The organism is Solidesulfovibrio carbinolicus (assembly GCF_004135975.1).
GTDB classification, from domain to species: Bacteria; Desulfobacterota; Desulfovibrionia; order Desulfovibrionales; family Desulfovibrionaceae; genus Solidesulfovibrio; species Solidesulfovibrio carbinolicus.
In genome coordinates, this window is sequence record NZ_CP026538.1 from 3066501 (window position 1) to 3088122 (window position 21622).

20 protein-coding genes are annotated in these 21622 nt (G+C 63.9%); 15 read left to right on the forward strand and 5 right to left on the reverse strand.

The annotated features are described in order from the left end of the window. Window positions 1–17 precede the first annotated feature (17 nt). Together C3Y92_RS13685 and C3Y92_RS13690 are read right to left on the reverse strand one after the other, a co-directional pair. Window positions 18–938 carry a dihydroorotate dehydrogenase gene (locus tag C3Y92_RS13685; protein WP_129353410.1) on the reverse strand — a complete coding sequence of 307 codons (921 nt, stop codon included), beginning with the start codon at window positions 936–938 and terminating at the stop codon, window positions 18–20. Then, window positions 935–1732 carry an iron-sulfur cluster-binding protein gene (locus C3Y92_RS13690; RefSeq protein WP_129353412.1) on the reverse strand — a complete coding sequence of 266 codons (798 nt, stop codon included), beginning with the start codon at window positions 1730–1732 and terminating at the stop codon, window positions 935–937. The genes C3Y92_RS13685 and C3Y92_RS13690 overlap by 4 nt, the downstream gene beginning before the upstream one ends. A 168-nt stretch (window positions 1733–1900) precedes the next feature. Here C3Y92_RS13690 and C3Y92_RS13695 point away from each other — a divergent pair, with 168 nt between their 5' ends. From C3Y92_RS13695 to C3Y92_RS13740, 10 genes are all read left to right on the forward strand, one after another. Further along, window positions 1901–3103 carry a Crp/Fnr family transcriptional regulator gene (locus C3Y92_RS13695; RefSeq protein ID WP_129353414.1) on the forward strand — a complete coding sequence of 401 codons (1203 nt, stop codon included), beginning with the start codon at window positions 1901–1903 and terminating at the stop codon, window positions 3101–3103. Further along, entirely contained in the window at window positions 3100–3903 is an 804-nt protein-coding gene (locus C3Y92_RS13700; RefSeq protein ID WP_129353416.1) for a motility protein A, read from the forward strand. The genes C3Y92_RS13695 and C3Y92_RS13700 overlap by 4 nt, the downstream gene beginning before the upstream one ends. 6 nt (window positions 3904–3909) lie before the next feature. Beyond that, a complete protein-coding gene (locus C3Y92_RS13705) occupies window positions 3910–4923 on the forward strand; it encodes an OmpA family protein (protein WP_129353418.1) in 1014 nt (337 codons plus the stop codon). Window positions 4924–5124: 201 nt separating this feature from the next. Then, on the forward strand, window positions 5125–6093 hold the full coding sequence (locus C3Y92_RS13710) for an alpha/beta fold hydrolase (protein ID WP_129353420.1): 969 nt from the start codon (window positions 5125–5127) through the stop codon (window positions 6091–6093). Between the two features lie 261 nt (window positions 6094–6354). Continuing rightward, window positions 6355–8412, forward strand: a complete 2058-nt coding sequence (locus tag C3Y92_RS13715) for a methyl-accepting chemotaxis protein (protein ID WP_129353422.1) — start codon at window positions 6355–6357, stop codon at window positions 8410–8412. A gap of 312 nt (window positions 8413–8724) precedes the next feature. Next, a complete protein-coding gene (locus C3Y92_RS13720) occupies window positions 8725–10242 on the forward strand; it encodes a sensor histidine kinase (protein ID WP_129353424.1) in 1518 nt (505 codons plus the stop codon). Continuing rightward, complete coding sequence (locus tag C3Y92_RS13725; protein WP_129353426.1) at window positions 10227–11648, forward strand: sigma-54-dependent transcriptional regulator; 1422 nt, start codon at window positions 10227–10229, stop codon at window positions 11646–11648. Before C3Y92_RS13720 ends, C3Y92_RS13725 begins: the two co-directional genes overlap by 16 nt. Before the next feature lie 224 nt (window positions 11649–11872). Further along, window positions 11873–12244, forward strand: coding sequence for a response regulator (locus tag C3Y92_RS13730; RefSeq protein ID WP_235669491.1), 372 nt, complete (start codon window positions 11873–11875; stop codon window positions 12242–12244). Window positions 12245–12348: 104 nt separating this feature from the next. Next, window positions 12349–13608 (forward strand): sulfite exporter TauE/SafE family protein, encoded by a 1260-nt coding sequence (locus C3Y92_RS13735; RefSeq protein ID WP_129353430.1) that lies wholly within the window; start codon window positions 12349–12351, stop codon window positions 13606–13608. A gap of 5 nt (window positions 13609–13613) precedes the next feature. Next, on the forward strand, window positions 13614–14327 hold the full coding sequence (locus tag C3Y92_RS13740; RefSeq protein WP_129353432.1) for a hypothetical protein: 714 nt from the start codon (window positions 13614–13616) through the stop codon (window positions 14325–14327). Window positions 14328–14525: 198 nt separating this feature from the next. On the opposite strand, the gene C3Y92_RS13745 is transcribed toward C3Y92_RS13740, so the two are convergent. After that, entirely contained in the window at window positions 14526–14924 is a 399-nt protein-coding gene (locus C3Y92_RS13745) for a response regulator (RefSeq protein WP_129353434.1), read from the reverse strand. 194 nt (window positions 14925–15118) lie between these two features. On the opposite strand from C3Y92_RS13745, the gene C3Y92_RS13750 reads away from it, so the two are divergent. From C3Y92_RS13750 to C3Y92_RS13770, 5 genes are all read left to right on the forward strand, one after another. Beyond that, entirely contained in the window at window positions 15119–15430 is a 312-nt protein-coding gene (locus C3Y92_RS13750) for a hypothetical protein (RefSeq protein ID WP_129353436.1), read from the forward strand. Next, window positions 15423–16211, forward strand: coding sequence for an HD domain-containing protein (locus C3Y92_RS13755; RefSeq protein WP_129353438.1), 789 nt, complete (start codon window positions 15423–15425; stop codon window positions 16209–16211). The genes C3Y92_RS13750 and C3Y92_RS13755 overlap by 8 nt, the downstream gene beginning before the upstream one ends. Before the next feature lie 25 nt (window positions 16212–16236). After that, window positions 16237–17313: a tetratricopeptide repeat protein gene (locus C3Y92_RS13760; RefSeq protein ID WP_129353440.1), complete on the forward strand. Its 1077-nt coding sequence runs from the start codon at window positions 16237–16239 to the stop codon at window positions 17311–17313. A 168-nt stretch (window positions 17314–17481) separates the two neighbouring features. Then, the gene (locus tag C3Y92_RS13765; RefSeq protein WP_129353442.1) at window positions 17482–18243 is read left to right on the forward strand and encodes a Tim44 domain-containing protein; all 762 of its coding nucleotides are present in this window, start codon (window positions 17482–17484) and stop codon (window positions 18241–18243) included. Window positions 18244–18631: 388 nt separating this feature from the next. Beyond that, window positions 18632–19732, forward strand: a complete 1101-nt coding sequence (locus tag C3Y92_RS13770; RefSeq protein ID WP_129353444.1) for a hypothetical protein — start codon at window positions 18632–18634, stop codon at window positions 19730–19732. Between the two features lie 127 nt (window positions 19733–19859). Here the strand turns inward: C3Y92_RS13770 and C3Y92_RS13775 are convergent, their stop codons facing one another. Together C3Y92_RS13775 and C3Y92_RS13780 are read right to left on the reverse strand one after the other, a co-directional pair. Beyond that, window positions 19860–20417: a DUF4276 family protein gene (locus tag C3Y92_RS13775; protein WP_129353446.1), complete on the reverse strand. Its 558-nt coding sequence runs from the start codon at window positions 20415–20417 to the stop codon at window positions 19860–19862. Then, window positions 20414–21601, reverse strand: coding sequence for an AAA family ATPase (locus C3Y92_RS13780; RefSeq protein ID WP_129353448.1), 1188 nt, complete (start codon window positions 21599–21601; stop codon window positions 20414–20416). The genes C3Y92_RS13775 and C3Y92_RS13780 overlap by 4 nt, the downstream gene beginning before the upstream one ends. Window positions 21602–21622 lie beyond the last annotated feature (21 nt).

Consider the following 21622-nt stretch of genomic DNA (forward strand, 5'->3'; position numbering starts at 1 on the left):
CTTCTCGCGCGCCGCACTCACCCCACGCGCAAACTCCCTCGGTATGAAGCCAGGTCTTCTATCCCCAGCTCCGCCATAAGCTCCGGCAGACGCTGCGCAATGCGAAACGCCATGTCCGGCCGCATGAAGTTGGCCGTGCCGATCTGCACCGCGTGCGCGCCGACCAGGATGAACTCCAGCACGTCCTCGGCGCTTGATATGCCGCCCACGCCAATGACCGGGGCCGACACCGCCTGGCAGACCTGCCACACGGCCCGCAGCGCCACGGGCTTTATCGCCGGCCCGGACAGGCCGCCGATGACGTTGGCCAGCCGGGGCTTGCGCGAGCGGATGTCCACGCTCATGCCCGTGAGCGTATTGATGCAGGTCAGGGCGTCCGCGCCGCCCAGCACCGCCGCCCGGGCGATGGACACGATGTCCGTGACGTTGGGCGACAGCTTCACCCACACCGGCTTGTCGCCGGCTCTTTTCTTCACGGCTTCGGCGAGTTTGCCGGCCATGCACGGGTCCTGGCCAAAGGCGATGCCGCCGGCCTTGACGTTGGGGCAGGAGATGTTGACCTCCAGGGCGGCCACGCCCTCCTCGGCCGACAACACCCCGGCCAGCTCGGCGAATTCGTCGGCGTCGCAGGCGTAGAGGTTGGCGATAATCGGCGTGTCGCGCCAGGGCAGGCGCGGCAGCTTGTCGCGCAGAAATTTTTCCACGCCGCAGTTTTGCAGCCCGATGGCGTTTAACATGCCGCACGGCGTCTCGGCGATGCGCGGCATGGGATTGCCCTGGCGCGGGGCCAGGGACAAGCCCTTGACCACGATGCCGCCAAGGGCGCGCAGATCGCCGTAGGGCGAAAATTCCAACCCGTAGCCAAAGGTGCCCGAGGCGGTCATGACCGGGTTTTTGACGGGCATTCCCGGCAGGCGGACGCTGGTGTCCACGCTCATGCCTCCTCCGAGAGCTGCAGTTCCTCAACCCAAAAGACCGGGCCCTGGGTGCAGGTCTGCACGTACTGGCCCAGGGCGTTTTTCTCCACGCAGCCCAGGCAGCCGCCCACGCCGCAGGCCATGCGGTTTTCCAGCGACACTTGGGCCCTGGCCCCGAAGCGCCGGGCCAGCCGGGCCACGGTCATGAGAAACGGTCGCGGCCCGCAGGCGAGAATGAGTCCGCCGGCGTACTCGGCCACTTTCGTTTCGAGCAGCGCAATGAATCGGGGCAGGTCCTCGGGAGTATTTTCCTGAAACGCCTCGGCCCGGCCGACGACAGCGGCCATCTCGGCGAAAGGATAACAGGACAAGGGCTGGCGATGGCCAAAAACCAGGGCCAGATTGGCCGGGACCGGGTGGGTGGCGGCGTATTCCACAAAGGGGGCCAGGCCCACGCCGCCGGCCAGCATCAAGGTCGGCGTGTCCGGTTCCAGGCTGAATCCCTGGCCCAGCGGCCCCCAGACCGTGGCCGTGTCGCCGGGCCTCAGCCGACACAGCGCGTCCGTGCCACGGCCGCAGGCCTGGACGAAAAGCGTGAGCGCCTCCGGGGTCAGCCGGCAGATGGAAAACGGACGGGGCCAGACCGGGTCCTGGCCGAAACAGGCCGGCCGGACCATGACGAACTGGCCGGCCACGGCGCTGCCAAGCCCGGGATTGGCCAGTTCGATGTAATAACAGCCATGCGCCCCGCCTTCCGGTCCGGCTTCGGTGACGGACAGGATGGTCAGGTCGCGGCATGCGCCGGAAAGAGCCACACAGCACCTCGCGTGAACAATGTGGCGGTCCTATACCGCCTTTGCCGTTTGATGTAAAACGGCCCTCGGCGGGCAAACTTGGCTGCGCCCGGGCCGCCGTCCTTGAACTCGGCCGGCCTTGGCCGTAGTGTGTCCGCAACCGGCCCAAGGCCGCCAACGCGAGGACGTATGCCCCAGGATATCGACCGCTTCGAGGACGAGGCCGACTCGGCCGTCCGCACCTTCCCCAAAGGAACCGTCATCTTCCGGGAAGGCCAGGCCAGCGACGTGGCCTATGTCGTCAAAAAAGGCCGCGTCTCCATCTACCGCGTGGTCGGCAACAAGCGCGTGCGCCTGGGCGAACGCGGTCCCGGCGAGATGTTCGGCGAGATGGGCGTGGTCACGGCCGAACCTCGGGCCAGCACGGCCGAGGCCCTGGAATACGTCGAGGCGTTAGCCTGCGACAAACGCCTCATCCAGACCATGCTGCTCAAAAGCCCCCGCCCGGTGCAACTGCTGACCGGCTATCTGGCCGAGCGCGTCCAGGCCCTGGCCGCCCAGGTCACGGACCGGCCGTCGGGCGACCCGTTTCTGGCCGTGTGCCGCATCGTCCACCTGGCCTGGCAGGCGGCCGGACGCGGGGACAAGGCCGAACTCGACTACGCCGAGGTGTCCCGGACCATCAAGGACATCATCCTTCTCAGCCAGATCGAGATCGACGCCATTTTCGAGCGGCTCAAAAAACTGCACCTCGTGTCCGTCACCGAGGTCAAGGGGCATTTCCCGCGCACGAATCTCCTGGGCAAGACCAAGCCCGGGCCGAGCTTCGTCAAGAACCGCCGCCTGCGCCTGCCCGATCCCGAGAAGTTTCTGGCCGTGGCCAAAAACCTCTCCCGCGACGCCGCCAACGCCCAGGCCGTGGGCGTGGATCTGGAATTTTGCGATCTGGCCGATTTTTCCCGGGAAGCCGGCGGCGCCCCCGAGGTGATCCTCAAAAAGATCGGCTACGGCGAGATTCCCGAAAAACTCTTCTTCTTCCACAAATCCGCCGCCCGGGAATTCATCGAAGCCATGGGCCAGGAGTATTTCAAGCAGGCCCGCCGGCCGCGCCTGACCGCCGCCGATCTCGAAAACGTGGACGACATCGTGTCCGTGGACGGCGCGACCCTGGAAGAAATTCTCTCGACCATGGGCTTTCACAAGGTGGCGGTGCTGGCGGCCATGGCCGGGGAAGCCGCCCGGGACAAGATCTACAAGACGCTCTCCAAAAAAATCGCCGGCATCGTGCGCGACGAAGCCTCGGCCATGGCCGCCCTTGACGACGACGAGGCCGCCGCCGTGGAACAGGAACTGCTCGACCGCATCAAGGCCGCCAAGGGACTCGCCTCGTGAACATCGCCACCGTCATCGGCATCGTCTTCGGCATCCTCATTTTGGGCCTGGCCACCTATTTCTCCACGGACAGCGCCGGAGTGTTCGTCAATTTTCCAGGCCTGGCCATCGTCCTTGGCGGCACGCTGGCTTCCACTTTCATCTGCTTTCCGCTCAAGGAAGTGATGCGGGTGTCCAACACGTTTCTCACGGCGCTTAAGCGCGAGGAACTGCCCACCGACCACTACATCGAGGCCATCGTCTCCATCGCCCGGGAAGCCTCCAGCCGGGGCAAGATCCATCTGGAGCAAGCCCTGCCCGGCATCGAAAACGAATTCCTGCAAAACGCCGTGCAAATGCTCGTGGACGGCTATTCCCGCGAAGAGATCAAGGAAATCCTCGACACCCGCATCGAGCAGACCTACCAGCAGGAGCTGTCCTCGGCCGGCATCTACCGCACCATGGCCAAGCTTTCCCCGGCCTACGGCATCATCGGCACGCTTATTGGCCTTATCGGCATGATGCAGTCCATGAGCGTGGGCCTGGGCAACCTCGGCGCCCACATGGCCGTGGCCCTGACCACCACCCTGTACGGCATCCTGCTGTCCAATCTCATTTTCCTGCCCATCGCCATCAAGGTGGAAAAGCGCATCGAGGAGCGCGTCATCCTCATGTGCGTCATCCGCGACGGCACACTGTTTATCAAGGACAAGACCCCGGCCGCCATCGTGCTGGACAAGCTCAAGGCCTATCTGCCGCCGCGCCGCTGGGCCTCCATCGACCGCGCCGAAGCCGGCGAAGGCTTCGGCCAGGACGCCTAGGCCGCCATGTTCCAGCTATCCGATCTGCGCAAACGCCGCCAGGAAGAAGAAGATCTCTGGCCTATTTCCCTGGCCGACATGATGACGCTGCTGTTGTGCTTTTTCCTGCTCATCGTGGCCGTGTCCCACGTGGACCTCAACCGCTACGAGCGCGTGGCCGACTCCATGCAGCAGGCCATGGTCCAGGAAAAGCCCGCGCCCAAGAAGAAAAAAGACGACACGCCGCCGGTGACGGACAAAACCGCTCCGCCGCCCCTGCCCTTTGAAAAACCCCAAGTGCGCTCCAAGGTCAGCCACACGACCCTGTCCCGGGAACCCGCGCCGCTCTACGAGCAGCCGGCCCAGGGGCCCCAGACGGCCGACGCCTCGAAACTCGGCGAACCCCACGACGGGCAGCCCCAGGAGCCAGCCAAGGCGGCCCAACCGGCCAAGCCCGGAGAGCAGGCCAAGACGCCCGAGGCGGCCAAACCCGGCGACCAGCCCAAGGGGACCGAACCGGCCAAGACAGATGCCACGGCCGAAAAAGCCCCCAAACCCGGCGAGGAACGCACCGGACCGACCCGCAAAAGCCTCGACGACATCCGCAAGGAACTCTCCGGCAAGCTCGACGTCACGGCCGGCGCGGTGGAAGTCAGGGCCCGGGAAAACGGCGTGGAACTCAACCTTCGCGGCGCGGCCTTTTTCGATCTGGCCAGCGCCGAGGTCAAACCCGGCGGCATCCCGCTTTTGCGCGACATCGCCGCCACCCTGGCCGGCACGCCCTACAAGGTGACCGTCGAGGGCCACACCGACAACCTGCCCATGGAATCCTGGCTCTACCCCAGCAACTGGGAACTTTCCTCGGCCCGGGCCAGCCGGGTGGCCCGGTTCCTCATCGACCATGGCGTCCCCCGCAACCACCTGCGCGTGGAAGGCCTGGCCGACACCCAGCCCGTGGCCCCCAACGCCGACCCGGCCGGCCGGGCCATCCTGGAAAACCAGGCCAAAAACCGCCGCGTCGTCATACTGGTCAGCCCCTAGGGGCAGGCAGGATTCGCCGTGGGGGAATGCCTCCGGCGGCCGGGGGGGATGATCCCCCCCGGACTCCCTCGACGGGAAAAATGATAAAGGGGGGCCACCGTTAACGGGAACCACCGTTGCCGAGGCTTTCGAAGGGCGGCGTCCTTTTGAAACCGCAGTTATCCAAGTGCATTACCGACTTGCCCTGCTATTGGTGAAGCCATGACGACCCCACGCCTTATCAAGCGACCGAAACACGCTCTTGCCGCCGGCCTCATATGGCTGGCCCTGCTCCTTTTGACGGCGGCCGGCCAAGCCCTGGCGCAACCGCCCCAGAGCGCCGCCGATGCCCTCGGGGCCGACGCCATGGCCGCCCCGCGTCACCTCGCCGCCTCGCCGGACAGGCCCCTGGACAGTTTGGTCATGGGCCAGGGGCCGCCCCTGGTCCTGCTGACGGGCTACGCCATGACCAAGGAAATGTGGGACGCGGGCTTTATAAAAGCCCTGGCCCGAGGCCACAGGCTGGCGCTTTTGGACTACCGGGGCATGGGCGAAACGCCCCTGGACCAGGCGGCGGACATTTCGCTGGCCTCCATGGCCGACGACGTCCTTCGAACCATGGCCGGCCTGGGGATCGAAAAAGGCCACATCCTCGGCTGGTCCATGGGCGGCATGGTGGCCCAGGAAATCGCCCTGTCCCGGCCGGGGGCAGTCTGTTCCCTGACGCTTTTGACCACGGCCGGCGACTTCGCCCCGGTACGGCCCGCCGTTGACCGGCTCGGGGCCATGGGGTCCGAGGAAATTGTGGCGAGCCTGTTCCCCGCCGCCTGGAGCGCCGCCCATCCCGAGGCGGCGGGCCGGGTCCGGCCCCGGGTTCGCCCGCTGGACCGTACCGCCGTGTCCCGGCAGTACGCGGCCATGCGGGGCTGGCCGGGCCTGGCCGGCCGCCTGGACAAAACCACGCCTCCGGTCCTGATTCTGGCCGGCAGCGACGACTGGGTGTGTCCGCCCCGGCTGTCCGAAGCCCTTCGGGACAGCTACGCCGCCGTGCCCGGTTCGGATGTCCGGCTTGGAGTCCTGGATAACGGCTCCCACTGGATGATGCACCAGTTCCCCGATGCCCTGGCCGCCGCCGTGGAGGACTTTATTGCCTGCCGCCCTTGCCCGGAAGCGCAGCCCAAGCAGCCTTGATCTTTCGTCACTGCGTTGCGACAAACGCCGCTCGCCTTTGACAACCTGTCAAAGAAGCTGACATCTGCCGCGCCCCACGGCTCGACACCATCTGGTCAATCGACACGTCCCGGACTGCGATTCGTGACATTTGCGCCGAATCAATCCTTGGCCCCGGCCTTGCATGGTTGGTATTTCATGACTTTCAGCCTTTTCTCGTATAGAAAACGCCTCATGTCGCCGCAATGACGACGGCGTGTTTGCCTAACCGTGGAGGATGCGATGGGAGTGCGGAGCAAGTTGTACCTGCTGCTAGGCGTGTGCGTCCTGGGGTTTGCCTGCCTGTTCGCGGCGGATCAGGTCGGTAGCCATTACACCGAGCGTTACCAGAACCTGGAAGAGCTGGCGGCCAACGCTTACGTAGAAGTACTGCAAGTCCGCCGGGAGGAGAAAAATTTCCTGCTGCGCCACGACCCGGCCACCGTAAGCGCCGTCAGCCAGCATATCGGCAAGGTACGGGCCAACGTCGAGGACATTCTGCGCCGCGACAACACCCTGGCCGGCGAGGCCGGACAAGCCCTGGCCGAACTGACCGCCTACAGCAAAAGCTTCGAGGAACTGGCCGCCATCGAAAAAGCCAAGGGCTTCACCGAGCATGAAGGCATCATGCGGGATTTCGTCTACGCCGCCCGTGACCTCGACGACAAATTCGCCCCCATCGCCGACAAGGATTTCCAGATCCTGCTGCTCACCATCCGCCGCCACGAAAAAAACTGGCAGCTGCGCGACGAGACCTCCTACGTCGCCAAGGTCCAGGACGGCGTGAAAAAACTCCACGCCATGGTCGCCGCCGCCGAGGATCTTTCCGCCGCCCAGAAAAAGGGCTTTGACGCCGTCATCGACGCCTACCAGCGCAGCTTCATGGCCTATGTCGATGCTTCGGCCAAGGCCAAGCAGGTGACGGCGGCCATGGTGGAAAGCGGCCGCAAGCTCATGGCGCCCTTCGAGAAGATCGAAAAGCATTACGCCGACAAGCGCCACGAAACCGACGACATCGTTGACCGGGCCCAGGTCGCCGTGGAAGTCGGCCTGGCCGTGGTCGTGCTGCTGGTCATCCTGTGGATCGTGCGCGGCATCTCCAGTTCCCTGGCCGCCCTGGGAGCCTACTCCCGCAAGGTGGCCTCGGGCGACCTGGAGGCCAAGCCCGCCGGCCGCTTCGAGGCCGAATTCGCCGCCCTGCGCGACGACACCACGGCCATGGTGGACAACCTGAAAGTCCAGATGCGCCAGGTCGAGGAGAAGCAGGCCGAGGCCGCACGCAGCGCCCAGGCCGCCGAGGAAGCCATGCGCGAGGCCATACGCAAGGAAGAAGAGCTGGCCAAGACCTTATCCTGCATGAAGACCGTGGCCGAACAGGCCGCCGACATCTCGCGCCGGCTTTCCGGCGCGGCCCAGGAGCTCTCCAGCCAAACCGAACAGTCGGCGGCCGGCGTCGAACTCCAGCGCCGCCGGGTGGACGAGACCGCCTCGGCCGTCACGCAGATGAATTCCACCATCCTGGAAATCGCCGCCAATGCCGGCCAGGCCGCCAAAAACGCCGAAACCACCCGAGACAACGCCGTGGCCGGGGCCGAGGTGGTCAAGCAAGCCGGCGAGTCCATGACCGCCGTCAACGGCATTGCCGTGGCGCTCAAGGACGACATGGGCCAGCTCGGCCAGGAAGCCCAGTCCATCGGCGAGGTGGTGGGCGTCATCAACGACATCGCCGACCAGACCAACCTCTTGGCGCTCAATGCCGCCATCGAGGCGGCTCGGGCCGGCGAGGCCGGGCGCGGCTTTGCCGTGGTGGCCGACGAGGTGCGCAAACTGGCCGAAAAGACCATGGTGGCCACCAAGGAAGTGGAATCGCGCATCCGGGCCATCCAGGAGGCCGCCGGCCGCAACATCCGCGGCATGGACCAGGCCGTTGCCGCCGTCACCGAGGCCAACGCCCTGGCCGGCCGTTCCGGCCAGGCCATCCTGGCCATTGTCGGCAACGCCGACGCCACCAGCGGCGCGGTCCAGTCCATCGCCGCCTCGGCCGAGGAGCAATCGGCCGCCTCGGAACAGATCAGCCGGGCCATCACCGAAATAAGCGGCGTGGCCGAGGACAACGTGGCCGGGGTCGAGGCCACCAGCCGGGCCGCCCATGCCCTGGCCGCCATGGCCGAGGAACTGGGCCGACTCATCGTGACCCTGGGCGGCGAGGCCGGCGGCGGGCAAGCCGCCCTGCCCGAGGCGCGCTCCGGCGTGAAAGCCCTGCCCGGCCCACGGTCCGGCAAAAAGGCCCTGCCTTCCTAAAACGCCGCGCTCCAGACCACTCGGCCCGAGTGCTCAGGATGCCCGCCCCCAAACGGCGGGCATCTTCGTCCAAAGCCCCACGCCCCGGCCGCCGCAGGCCGGGGCGTTTCGCATCCGCAGGTTTCCAAACCGCCCCGCTCCCGGCCCTCCCTGGGGCCCGGAAAGGACGAGTTCTCGGGCCGCCGGCCCCCCCGGCTCCGGCCCGGTCATTGCCAGCCGGCCCGGGCCGCGCTAGGACTGTCGGCGTCCGCTCCCGTCCGCGACCGACGCCGACGGGCAACCACGCCCAACCAAAGGCCGCTCCCGCCAGCCATGCCAAACGCCTCCGCCAAATCCGGCAAATCCCTGACCGCCAGGCTCGGGCTGCGCGCCCGGGTCTACCTGCTCCTGGGCGGCCTGCTCCTGGTCAACATGGTCGGGCCGGTCATCATGATCCTTTACGCCTCCATGGCCCGCGACCTCTACACCACCACGGCCGACAAGGATCTGGCCGCCCTGACCGCCGCCCATGAGCTGGAAAACGCCCTGCTCAACCAGAAAGGCTACGCCACTTATTATTATTTGAGCCAGGACCCGGTCTGGCTGGCCAAGCTCGAGGAGAGCCGGCGCGCCTTCGAACTGTGGTTGGGCCGCATCCGCGAAGACCAGATCAGCTCCGAGGCCGACGGCCTGGTCGAGAACATCGCCCTGGCCTACCGGCGCTACGCCGACGCCAAGGACAACGTCATCATGCTCTACCGGCAAAACCGCGCCGACGACGCCAAGAAACAGCACTGGGGCCTGCGCGAGGACTTCGACGACCTGCGCGAACGCTGCGACCGCTACAAGGCCTACTACCGCGAGCGCATGCGCCACACGAGCCAGGTCTATCTGGAGCGCACCGATCTGGTCATGGGCGTGGCCGTCATGGGCGTGGTCTTAAACGCCAGCCTGGGCTTTTTTCTGGCCTACGTCCTGGTCGGCCAGATCCTTGATCCCATCCGCCGCCTGGCCTGGGGCGAGGCCGGCAAGGACGTGGCCGCCGGCCTGTCCGACGAGGTCAAGGCCATCGGCCAGAAGTTCCGCGACCTGGAAAAAGACGTGGACCAGGCCCATCTGGATCTGGAGCAAAGCCGCGACCATTTGATGCAATCGGAAAAGCTGGCCATGGCCGGCAAACTGGCCGCCGGCGTGGCCCACACCATCCGCAATCCCCTGACCTCGGTCAAAATGCGCCTTTTTTCCCTGGAGCGAGGCTTGAAGCTCGACGCCTCCCAGCAGGAGGACTTCGAGGTCATTGCCGAAGAGATCGGGCACATCGACACCATCGTGCGCAATTTCCTGGAATTCGCCCGGCCGCCCAAGCTCGTGGCCCAGCCCGTGAGCTTGTCGGCGGTGGTCGATACGACGCTGACCCTGCTGCGCCATCGCCTGGAGTCCTACGACGTGTCGGTGGCCGTGGAGCGTTCTCGCCGGCTGCCGGAAATCAGCGCCGACCCGGACCAGCTCAAGGAAGCCCTGGTCAACCTTGTGCTTAACGCCTGCGAAGCCATGGTCGAGGGCGGCTCCATCGTCATCCGCGAGGAGACCGGCGTCATCGAACCCTACGGCCGGGTGGTGGCCCTGCGGGTGTCCGACGACGGCCCAGGCATCCCACCGCCGCTTATTGACCGCGTCTTCCAGCCCTTTTTCACCACCAAGGGCGAGGGTTCGGGCCTGGGGCTGGCCATCGTGCGCCGCATTGTCGAGGAGCACGGCGGCTGGATCACGGTCATGTCCCCCGAGACCCGGGGCACGACCTTCACCATGGTCTTTCCGTACGAAGGGGAACGGGGATGGCACAGATCCTGATCGTGGACGACGACCACCAGTTGCGCCAGAGCTTCGAGCGCCTGCTGGCCGCCGAGGGCCACGACGTGCGCGCCGCTTCCTCGGGCGAGGCCGGCATCGCCGCCGTGCGCCAAGCCGTGCCCGACGCCGTGGTCATGGACGTGCGCATGTCCGGCATCTCGGGGCTGGAGGCCTACGCCGCCATGCGCGAGATCGAGCCGCGCCTGCCGGTCATCATCATGACCGCCTACGGCACCACCGACATCGCCATCGAGGCCACCAAGATGGGGGCCTACGACTACATCTTAAAGCCCTTCGACATCCCGGAAATCCTGAAGCTCCTGGACAAGGCCGTGGCCGCCGGACGCTCCATGCGCAGCCGCGTGGCCGTGGGCGTGGACGCCGAGGCCGCGGCCGAGGCCATCATCGGCCAAAGCCCGGCCATGCAGGAGCTCTACAAGGCCATCGGCCGGGCCGCCCCCACCGACGCCACCGTGCTGGTGCGCGGCGAATCCGGGGCCGGCAAGGAACTGGTGGCCCGGGCCGTCTACCAGCATTCCCTGCGGGCCGATAAACCCTTTCTGGTCATCAACTGCGTGGCCATTCCCGAAACGCTGCTGGAATCCGAGCTGTTCGGCTACGAAAAGGGAGCCTTCACCGGCGCGGCCGGCCGCAAGGTGGGCAAGATCGAACAGGCCAACCACGGCACGGTCTTTCTCGACGAGATCGGCGACATGCCCATGGCCATCCAGGCCAAACTGTTGCGCCTTTTGCAGGAAAAAAACGTCGAACGCCTGGGCGGGCGGCAGGTCATTCCCGTGGATGTGCGCATCATCGCCGCCACCAACCGCGATCTGGAAGCCGCCGTGCGCCAGGGCCAGTTTCGCGAGGACCTCTACTACCGCCTCAAGGTGGTGACCCTTACCCTGCCCCCCTTGCGCGAGCGGCCCGGCGACATTCCGCTTTTGGTGCGCTATTTCCTGTCGCGCCATGCCCGGGAAATGGGCCAGTCCAATCCCGGGGTCAGCGAAGAAGCCATGGCGAAGCTTATCGCCCACGACTGGCCGGGCAACGTCCGGGAGCTGGGCAACGCGCTCAAAAAAGCCCTGATTTTCAGCCGGGGCGCGCCGCTGTCCCCGGACGAGGTGCGAAAGGCCCTGGGCGCGCCCCTGCGCCAGGGAGCCGAAGCCGCCGCGGGCGAGGACGGCGACCCCATCGCCGAAACCATCCGCCGGGAACTGGCCTCGGGCCGCGACGGGCTGTTCGAGGAACTCATGGACCGCTTCGGGCATATGGTCATCCGGCTCGCCCTGGAGGCCACCGGCGGCAACCGTTCCCAGGCCGCCCGGCTGCTTGGCCTGTCTCGGCCCACGCTTATTGCCAAGATCGAAAAATACGGCCTGCGCATCGAATCCCGCATCAGTTAGCGCCTCTCCCCGCCGCACGGCAACGGCGGCAAAAACGCCGGCACCCCCTCGGCTTTTGACAGCCTGTAAAAAAAGCTGACAGGCCTGCCTCGCCACCTTTCCGTCACGTTGCTGCCTACATCATGAAACGCTAGCGAATACGGCCTGTTGGAAATATTCCACCGGAACTCGTTTTGGCACGGCGCTTGCCTTCGGAAGGACAAAATCCTGTCATGGAGCACTGCGTGAATCGTCCCAAGGCCACCCTGTGCATCGCCGAGCGCAATGCCAACATCCGCGAACTGCTGCGTCGGGAATTCGCGCGCGAGGGCTACGGCGTCGTCACCGCCGGCTCCGGCGCCGAAGTCCTGATGCGGCTGGCTTCGCCGGCCGGGGTGGACTTGCTCGTGCTCGACGACGAAATCGCCGATCCTGACGGCGGCTCGCTGGTTCCGCTGCTGACCCGGCTTTATCCGGAGCTGGCGGTGGTGCTGCATGTCTACGCCGGCGCAGACGCCGCCGGACTGGGGCGCCGCCAGGTGGAAAAAGGCGGCGATTTCGAACGGCTCAAGGCCGCCGTAGGGGAAGTGCTCGGGGCGAAAGCCCAGGCGAAGTGACGGGAACGTGGACGGCTGGGGTTTTTTTGCGGCATACTGCGTCGCGGGGTGGGGAAATCGCGCGGCGGACAAGCGAAAGGCTTTTCAACACGGAGGAAGCAACAATGGGGTTCGGTAGGCAAGTCTTCGAGTTCCTGAAGGCGGCGTCCATCGCGCACGCCAAGTGGGACATGGAAGTGTCCACGTCCATCATCCAGAATCGGAAAAAACTGCTTTTCCTTATGATCCTGGCCCTGCCCATCCTGGCCGTCACCTTTGTCGAGGCCGGCGATTTTATCGGCAGCAAGACCGCTTACGGTCCGGCCTTTTATTCCACCAAGATCTTCCTGGTCTCCATCGCCGTCGGTCTGGCCGCTGGCCTGATTACCGGCTGCATCGGCGCGGGCGGCGGCTTCATCATCACCCCGGCGCTCATGGCCGCCGGCGTCAAAGGCATCCTGGCCGTCGGCACCGACCTCTTCCACATCTTCGCCAAGGCCATCATGGGCACGGCCGTGCACAAAAAGCTCGGCAACGTCTCGGTGAAGCTGGCCATCGCCTTCCTGGTGGGCTCCGGCGGCGGCACGTTCATCGGCGGCGCCATCAACAAGGGCCTGTACAACAAGGACCCGCTGCTGTCCGAGTTCTTCATCAGCTCCATCTACGCCGTGCTGCTCGGGTTCCTGGGCTTCTATGCCCTCTTTGACTTCCTCAAGGCCTCCCGCCAGAAAGACACTGGCGATTCCCACGGCGGCAGCCACGGCGGCCCCTCCGGCATGACCGGCATGGCCGTGAAGCTGCAAAATCTCAACATCGCCCCCATGATTCCCTTTGACGAAGACTTCGTGCCCGGCGGCAAGCGCATCTCCGGTTGGATCGTGGCCGCCGGCGGCGTCATCGTCGGCATCCTGGCCGCGCTCATGGGCGTTGGCGGCGGTTTCATCACCTTCCCCATGTTCGTCTACGTCTTCGGCGTGTCCTCCATGACCACCGTCGGCACCGACATCCTCCAGATCATCTTCACCGCCGGCTTGGGCGCCATCGCCCAGTACGCCATCTACGGCTACGTGTTCTACACCCTGGCCATGGGCATGTTGCTCGGTTCGCTGCTGGGCATCCAGATCGGCGCGCTGACCACCAAGGTCGTCAAGGGCATCCACATCCGCGGCTTCTACGCCATGTCCATCATCGCCGGCTTCATCAACCGGGTGTCCACCCTGCCCAAGAAGTTCGTCGAGCTTGAGTATCTTGATCTGTCCAAGGAGATGGTCAACGGCATCGAATATGTCGGCAACATCGTCTTCTGGATCGTGGTCGCCCTGTTCGGCGTGTGGGTCATCGGCAAGTTCGTTGCCAATATCGGCGCCCTGCGCCAGGAGGGATAAAGGCCATGATCATCACCGACAAGAAACTCTTCGGCAAGGGCCTGCTGCTCATGGCGAGCTTTATTGCCGTGTTCATCCTGATCTTCTCCCCGGTCTTCCCGGGCGGCGTCAACGGCCTGGATTTCTCCGACGACCTGTTTAACAAGCTGTCCAAGGGTTCGTCCTACTTCATCCCCACCGTGGCCAAGTCCGTCAAAGCTTTTGACGGCAAGCAGGTGAACGTCGAAGTCAAGATGAAGTCCCCCGAGGACGTCAAGACCTCCGTGCTGCTGCTGGATAAAGTCGGCGCCAAGGGCGAGGCCAAGGGCGACAGCATCGTCGTCACCGCCGATCTCGGGGCCATGCTCGGCAAGGTCGTGGCCGATTCCGACATCCTCTACAAGGATGAGACCGACAAGCTGACCGCCGCTTACGGCATGGACGGCAAGGCGGCCATGAAGGGCTGGTGGACGCTTCTTAACGCCATGATCAAGCCCCTGCAGAAGGTCAAGCAGATCGAGGAAGCCAACGCCGTCAACATGGTCAACCAGAAGGCCATCGAGCCGGCCTACAACTTCGCCGGCATCCCGGCCGAGAGCATTCTGACCAAGATCCCCACCGTGGCCGGTCTGCTCATCTTCTACGTCATCTACACCATGTGGTACGGCTACGCGATCTTCGACATGTTCGGCGGCATGGGCCTGTCCATGAGCAAGTCCAAGATCAAGAAGGAAGCCTAGGCCAAGCCCGGCATCCTCCAATTGCAACGAAAGCCCCGGTCCGCCAAACGGCGGGCCGGGGCTTTTTCATGGGGGCCTGTGGCCGCCCGGAAGCGTGGCCCGGGACGACCATGAAAAAGGGCTCGTGCCCTGGCGGCGCAAGCCCATGAACCGTCGTTGTCTCCGACCGCCCCGTTCCGGGCGACGGTCGGGAAAAGTCTAGTCGATAAGCCCCAGGTTCTTGATGAGGTGCAGCAGCATGTGCTTGTCAATGGGCTTGGGCACATACGACGTGGCCCCGCCTTTATAATAGGCTTCGACCACGTTTTTGGGATCATCCAGGGCTGTGGTCATGATGACCTTGGCTTCGCCGGACGGCGCCACCCCGCGCTCCTTTTCCAGGGCGCGGATGCGCTTGAGCGCCGTCTGGCCGTCCATCTCGGGCATCATGATGTCCATGCACACCAGATCATAGGGCTTGTCGTCGTTTAAGGACTGGGTGAAAGCCTCCACAGCCTCAAGCCCGTTGACGGCAATATCGACCTCGCCGTACGGGCCGAGAATCTTCTGCAAAATTTTACGGCTGGTGAAATCGTCCTCAACGACCAAAACGCGCATGTCGTCCTCCGGCGACGCGTCCTTCTCCCCCCAGCGCCGCAGTCGCCAACGGGCCAGGGGCATGGATGCGCCTTGTCGTAAACTAAGTGGAATCGCGAAAAAAGGCAATCGCCGCCCGGCTCCGCCTCCTTGCGTGGAGGCGGGAACCCGCGTAAGTCAGGGGGGATGCCGCAAGCGCGGCGATGGAGTGATACATGGGTTTTTTCGACAAATTTCTTTTTTACGCCTCTGCCGTGGAACCGAGCTGGCACAAGACCTGGCCCTTTGGGCCGGGCCTTGAAGAGGGTTTTTGGTCCGTCACTTTCAAGGGGCTTTTCATCGCCGCCATCCTCGGCGGCATGGCCTGGCTTTTGCGCTGGCTTTTTGGCCCGGGCGGCCCGCTTAGGGAAAAGGAGTTCGACGAACCCGATCCCGAAGCGCCTGTCGAAACGCCGAAAACGCCCCTGACCCGCCAAGCCGCCGACGCCGCCGATCGCGCCGACGCCGGCAACGAGCCCCATGCCTGAACTCCTTGAGGTCGCCTCGGCCTGGTTCGAGGCCTTCTACCGCAGCCTGGCCGACGATGCCCCCCAGGACGCCGTTCATCTGGAACTCAAGCGCCTGCATTGCCGCAAGGTCATGGACGAGGCGGCCGCCCTGGCCGAGAGCCTGGAACTGTCGCCGCGTCTGCGCGAACTGGCCGCCATCGCCGGCCTGTGCCATGACGTCGGCCGGTTTCCCCAGTACCGGCGCTACAAGACCTTCAGCGACCGCCAAAGCGTCAACCACGCCCGCCTGGGCACGGCAACGCTGTCCCGCCACGGCGGCCTGGGCGAACTGTCCCGCCGCGACCGGACGCTTGTGCGCACGGCCATCGTCGTGCACAACCGCCGCCTCCTGCCCGCTGCCCTGCTCTCCGGCGACGATCCCGAGGCGCTGACCCTGTCGCGCCTTCTCCGCGACGCCGACAAGCTCGACATCGTCCGAATCATGCTCGACCATTTTCGGGCTGACGGCCCCAAAGACGACGTGGTGTTCCTGGGCCAGCCCGACACCGGCCGCTACAGCCCGACCATCGTCGACGACATCCAGGCCGGCAAGCTTGGCAGCTACGAAAACATGGCCTCCACCACCGATTTCGCCTTGTTGATCCTCAGCTGGATCAACGACATGGCCTACCCCTGGACCCGAAACCAATTTTTTGTGCGCGGCCATGTCCAGGGACTGTTTGACCAATTGCCCGACACGCCCGATCTTGCGGCGCTGCGGACCTGGTATTTCGAGCGGCACGCGCCGGCAGCCTCCTGACGCGCGAACCCAAGGGGCGTCCAGCATGGAATTTTCGCCAATCCTCTTTGACACCGTCGTCATCGTCTCCAAAAACGAGGACAACGCCCGCCGTGACCGGCGTTCCCTGGCCTCCTTTCGGCCCCAGCGGGTGGAAGTCTTCACCTCGGGCCAAAAAGCCCTGGCTTTCCTCACCGCCAACCACGTCGACATGGTCCTGGTCGACAGCAACATCGAGGACATGGACGCCATGCAGTTTTTGCGCGCCGCCCGCCGTGATTTGCGCCTGCGCGACGTGCCGGTGGTCATGGTCACGGCCAACACCAGCCGCGAACAAGTCCTTGACGCCATCGCCCAAGGGTGCGCCGGCTACATCCTGCGCCCCTACTCCGAAGACACTTTCGCCAAGCATGTGCTGCGCGGCTGCCAGGTGGAACGGGTCACCGAAATCGAGCGCCAGCAGATCGCCGACGCCAAAGATATGATGGCCGCCGGCAATTTCGACGACGCCATTGAGGCGTTCGAGGAAATCATCTCCGAACAAAGCCAGGCCCAGAAATACTACGACATGGGCTGCCGCTGCCTGGTGCGCCAGAAATTCGGCCAGGCCATCATCGCATTCAAAAAGGCCATCAAAATAAACGACCTCTTCGCCGAAGCCTACAAAGGGCTGGCCGACGCCTACAAGGCCAAGGGCGAACTCGACGAATTCAAGCGTTACTTGCAAAAAGCCGCCGAGGTCCATGCCCAGTTCAACCGCCTGGAAGAGACCAAGGAACTGTTCATCGAGATCCTCAAATACGACCCTCTCTCGCCCAACCCCTTCAACTCCCTGGGGGTCAAGCTGCGCAAAAGCGGCGATCTGGCCGGAGCGCTCCACGCCTACACCCAGGCGCTGACGCTCACCCCCGAAGACGAGAACATCCATTTCAACATTTCCAAGGCCTACTACTTCATGGGCAACGTGGAATCGGCCAAGGTGAACGTGGAAAAAGCCCTGGAACTCAGCCCTGGCTTCGAGGAAGGGCGCAAGCTCTATCGCAAGCTCTACAATCGCGAATACCCCCGCCCCGCCGGCACCGGCAGCCCCAAACCAGCCGTCGCCATGGCCCGGGATGATTAAAGAGTCAAGAAATGCCTCCGGCGGCCGGGAGGGGGTAACCCCCTCCCGGACCCTCCCTGAAAGGGGGCAAGGGGCTGTGAGCTATGCTGTTTGGTTGGCTCAGCGCAGCCGCGACGTGTCGTCGCTGCCCGCATTGACTTGGACCACGGCCTTTGCCACTATCGGACCATGAACAATCACGCCATGCCGCCCGCCAAGGCCGCCCTTGGTCTGGCCGCCTCGGTCGCCGTCCTTGTCCCGGCCACGGCCCAGGCCGCTGCCGACGCCAGCCTCGATTCCGGCAATCTGCTCATCAATCTCATCCTGCTCGGCCTGGCCATGTTCGTGCTCTTCAGGGTCCTGTCGGGACGCCGCAACAAAAACGGCGACCAGACTCAAGCGCCGCCCCAGTCCGATTACCAGGACGACCGCGACGACGACGCCCCGCCGCAGGCTCAGCCGCCCCGGCGCGGCCCCGACATGTACACCAATGCCCAGGCCGCCTGGGACAGACTGCGCTCACCGGACAAGCAGCCCTCCGCACCAGCCCAGACCGCAGGACAAGCGCCGCCCGCCCCGGCCAACGCGCCGGCCGGCTCGGACGAGGAATTCCTGGCCGGAGCCAAAATGGCCTACAGCCGCATCGCCGCCTCCCTGGGCAGCCGCGACTTCGGCGATCTGGCCTCCTTTGTCAGCCCGGCCTATCTGGCCGAACTCCAAAACACCCTGCCTCAGACGCCGGCCGGCCGGCCCGACATCCTGCTCATAAACGCCGCCCTGGCCGAACGCCGGGAAACGCCCGGACGCACCGTCATGGTGGTGGACTACGACGTGCTGGCCCGCCAGCCCGGCGCTACGGAAAACACCACCCTGCGCGAGCGCTGGACCTTTTCCCGCGACAACGCCGCCCCCGGAGCCAACTGGCTGCTTGACGCCATGGAGCGCCGCTAATATCGCGTCCCCGAAAGCGCCCATGGCGCTTCGTGAACAACAAGACAACCCTCTTATTCATCACATAGAACACCATCGCATTCGCGAAGAAACGCGGCGTTGGCCTGACACGACGCGCAACGATTGCCTGAGCCCGGCAGACCTGCCCGCTCCATCTCCCGCTCCCGGACTGTCCCGGGAGATGACGCCTTGCGCCTGCATCAAGACCGGTCACCATATCCCGGCCACCCTCAAGCCGGACTTCATCTCTCTATTGGACATTGGCCCAATGGTGTGGCATGGATGCGTTCCACGCTAAAAAGGATCCCCCGCCGCAGCAAATCATGCCAGATTGAAACGGCGTAGTGGCATCAATAGCCCAGTCACGCGGAAGCCGAGAACCCGTTTCATGCAACGCCAGCATAGCACTCATCGTTATCTCTGCGCCCTTGTCGCCGCTACAATTCTCCTTGTCGTCTTGCTCCTCGGACATGGCCATCGCAGCCTGTCCACAGGCTACAAAAGTCTGGTGACCATCGGCGCGACGACGCCGCCGGACGGCGCGCCGGAGCAGCAACGCGCCGACGCCTACCATAACGCCGTAGCCCTGGCATTCAGGGATGCCCTCCACAAGGGTGATGTCGCGGCGGTCTATTTCAATGACTCGGTCATGGGCGGTCACAACGACGACGAACCGCGCACCACCATCGCCACGCTGCTTGGCGATCTGCGCGGCCTGTCCATCCACCCCGTCAGCGGCCCGGGCTACGCGGCGACCCTTTTTCGGGAATACGCCGAGCTCATTGCCCAGGCGGAACAACGGCCGCGCCTGGCTATTATTTCCATCAACCTGCGCGCGTTTTCCGATGACTGGTTTTTCACGCCGCGCTGGATGTACGCCGCCACCGTGGATTATCTGCGGCTTCTGGCTTCGCCGCCGACCCTGGCCGACGTGCCGGCCTGGCTGTTTTCCGGCGAGCGCGACCCGGCCGTCTGGTGGGCGGCGCGCACACGTCGGGACGCCTCCGGGCACGAGGCGCTCTTCCGGGAAATCAACGCCCGGCGCAACCGGCTCATGGCCGCGCCAACGCCCGGCCTTTCCCCGGAAGAGGCCAAACGCCGCCAGCTTTTCATCAAACACTACATGACCGATATCTCGGCCGGCCATCCCATGATCGGCCATCTGCTGGACACGGCGGCCAGGCTGTCCCGGGCCGGCGTGACGACGCTTTTTTACCTGACGCCCATCGACATGAAAGGCGGCATGTCGCTTGTGGGCGGAGAGTTCGCAGCCACGGTCTCGGACAACGCCCGGCGCGTAGTCAGGACGCTGACCGAGGCCGGCGTGGACTGCCTGGACCTGTCGGCGCTGCTGCCCGAGGACCGGTTCGTGGACCGCGACTACGCCTGCGAGCACCTCAACCTGGCCGGCCGCCGCCAGGTAGCCGAGGCCCTGGCTGCCCATCTGGCCAAAGCCGCCAAACCGGCGGCCGGGGCGACGTCCCGATAATTCGGGCCTGCGTCTGGCCGGATAGCGCCTTGGCTTTGCCCCCATAAAAATAGAACGCGCCGCCCTGTTTCCAGATCGGCGCATCATGTCGCTCCACGGCGAATATCGGCCCCCACTTTCGGGCTTGTTACGACGCCACCATTTTTTGAATGCCGGCTAGCAGGGCTTGAAAACTTTTTGAACAATTGTGGTCAAGGGCCATAAAAGGGGCGATCGCCCGCGAACCAGACATTTTTTCGTAGGCATAGCCTGTCAGCACGGAAAGTTCTTTTGACGGAGACCCCAGGTTGTCGGGATTTCTGTATTTCTTCTTCTGCTGCAACTTCTTGATTCCAGAAAGATTAAGCCCTTGCTCCACTGCGGCAAGGTCACCCAAATAAAAACTTTCCAATTCCCGGCAAGCGATTCGGATAAGCACACTTGTCTTGCCAGACTCCTCACACAACCTCGCCAGCTTTGATTTAATCGCCTTGCAGTCCCCGGAATCCTGATCCCGTACGATGATAAAAACCGAATCCGGCAAACACCAAGACTTCAGTTTGCGGACGATATTCTTTTCTAAATGTTGTTTCCCCTGGAATATGACATATCTTACTTGCCAATACGAAGGCATGACTCGAAACACGATGCGCTCCAGCATCGCCTTGGCCGAGGGCTCTTCCAGACAAAAGACCAGCGTCTTCATTGAGGGTCCGCTCCCTCAAAAAAACCCTGTTCCCAGAGATAGCCCATTTGATCGCCTTCAGCCATGTATACGGCCAATTGGTGGTCATCCCTGGCCCGGCGAATCTGGGTATAGCCCTTGGTCTTGATGAGCCAAAAAACCTCGTCCAATTTGGCGGCGTTGAGAAAATCCGGAGAATGCGTCGAAACAAAAACCTGGCCGCCCCGATGGGCATAGGCCCTGAACTCTTCGGCGAGTTCCCACAACAGTTTCGGGTACAGTTGATTTTCAGGTTCCTCAACGCACAAGAGAGGATGGGGATCAGGATCATAAAGCAGCGTTAAATAGGCGAGCATTTTGATGGTGCCGTCGGAAACATAGCGGGCTAAAAAAGGGTCCTCGAACGCCCCGTCTTGAAACTTCAACAAGACGCGCCCTTCTTCCGTCGTCTTCGACTCGACGCTCGTGATGCCGGGAACGCGCATTTGCAGCAGCGACAAGATTTTGTCGAAGGCCGTACGATTGTTCTTGTACAAGTATTCTATGACAAGCGATAGATTCTCACCCTCCCGGGAAAGGTGCTCGGCATAACCGGCCTCTTGTTCCGGCCGGGCCTTGCTTATATGAAAATCGGAGATGTGCCAGTTCTCTATGAGATTGCCGAGCGCCATCACTGCCGGAAAACGTTCAAATTGCGCCAGACCCTTTGTGGCCAGGATATCCGCTGATTTCAGCTTCTGTTCTTCCCTGTCCAATTCCCGAACATCATTGGTTGTCTCCAGTTCATTGGTGACAGCTGTCCCTTGTCCACGCGAGAAATCCAGAAAATGCCACGGTTGCCCGCTGCTGCCCCGGCGATACTTAAGAATTTCCCGTTCAACGATGGCCTTGCCATTGTGCTCGCCAATTTGCAGGAAATACGTCGTCAGCGGACTGTCTGGGCCAGTGCGAAACTTCAATTCAATCTCTATGGGACCCTGGGCGTTTCGGCTGCGGACTTCCTGGAATCCCCGACTGCCGCCCAACTTTGCCAAAGCGACATTGATGTTGCTCGCCATCGCGTCGCGCAAAAAGCCGAACACCTGAAAGATCGTCGATTTTCCCGTGCCGTTGGCGCCGACAATGACGCAGAAGCTTGGCAGATCCGTGAGTTCGGCGTCCTGGAAGGATTTGAAATTGCGCAGCCGTATGGATTCAATTTTCATCCCATTTTCCTCCCAGTCGAA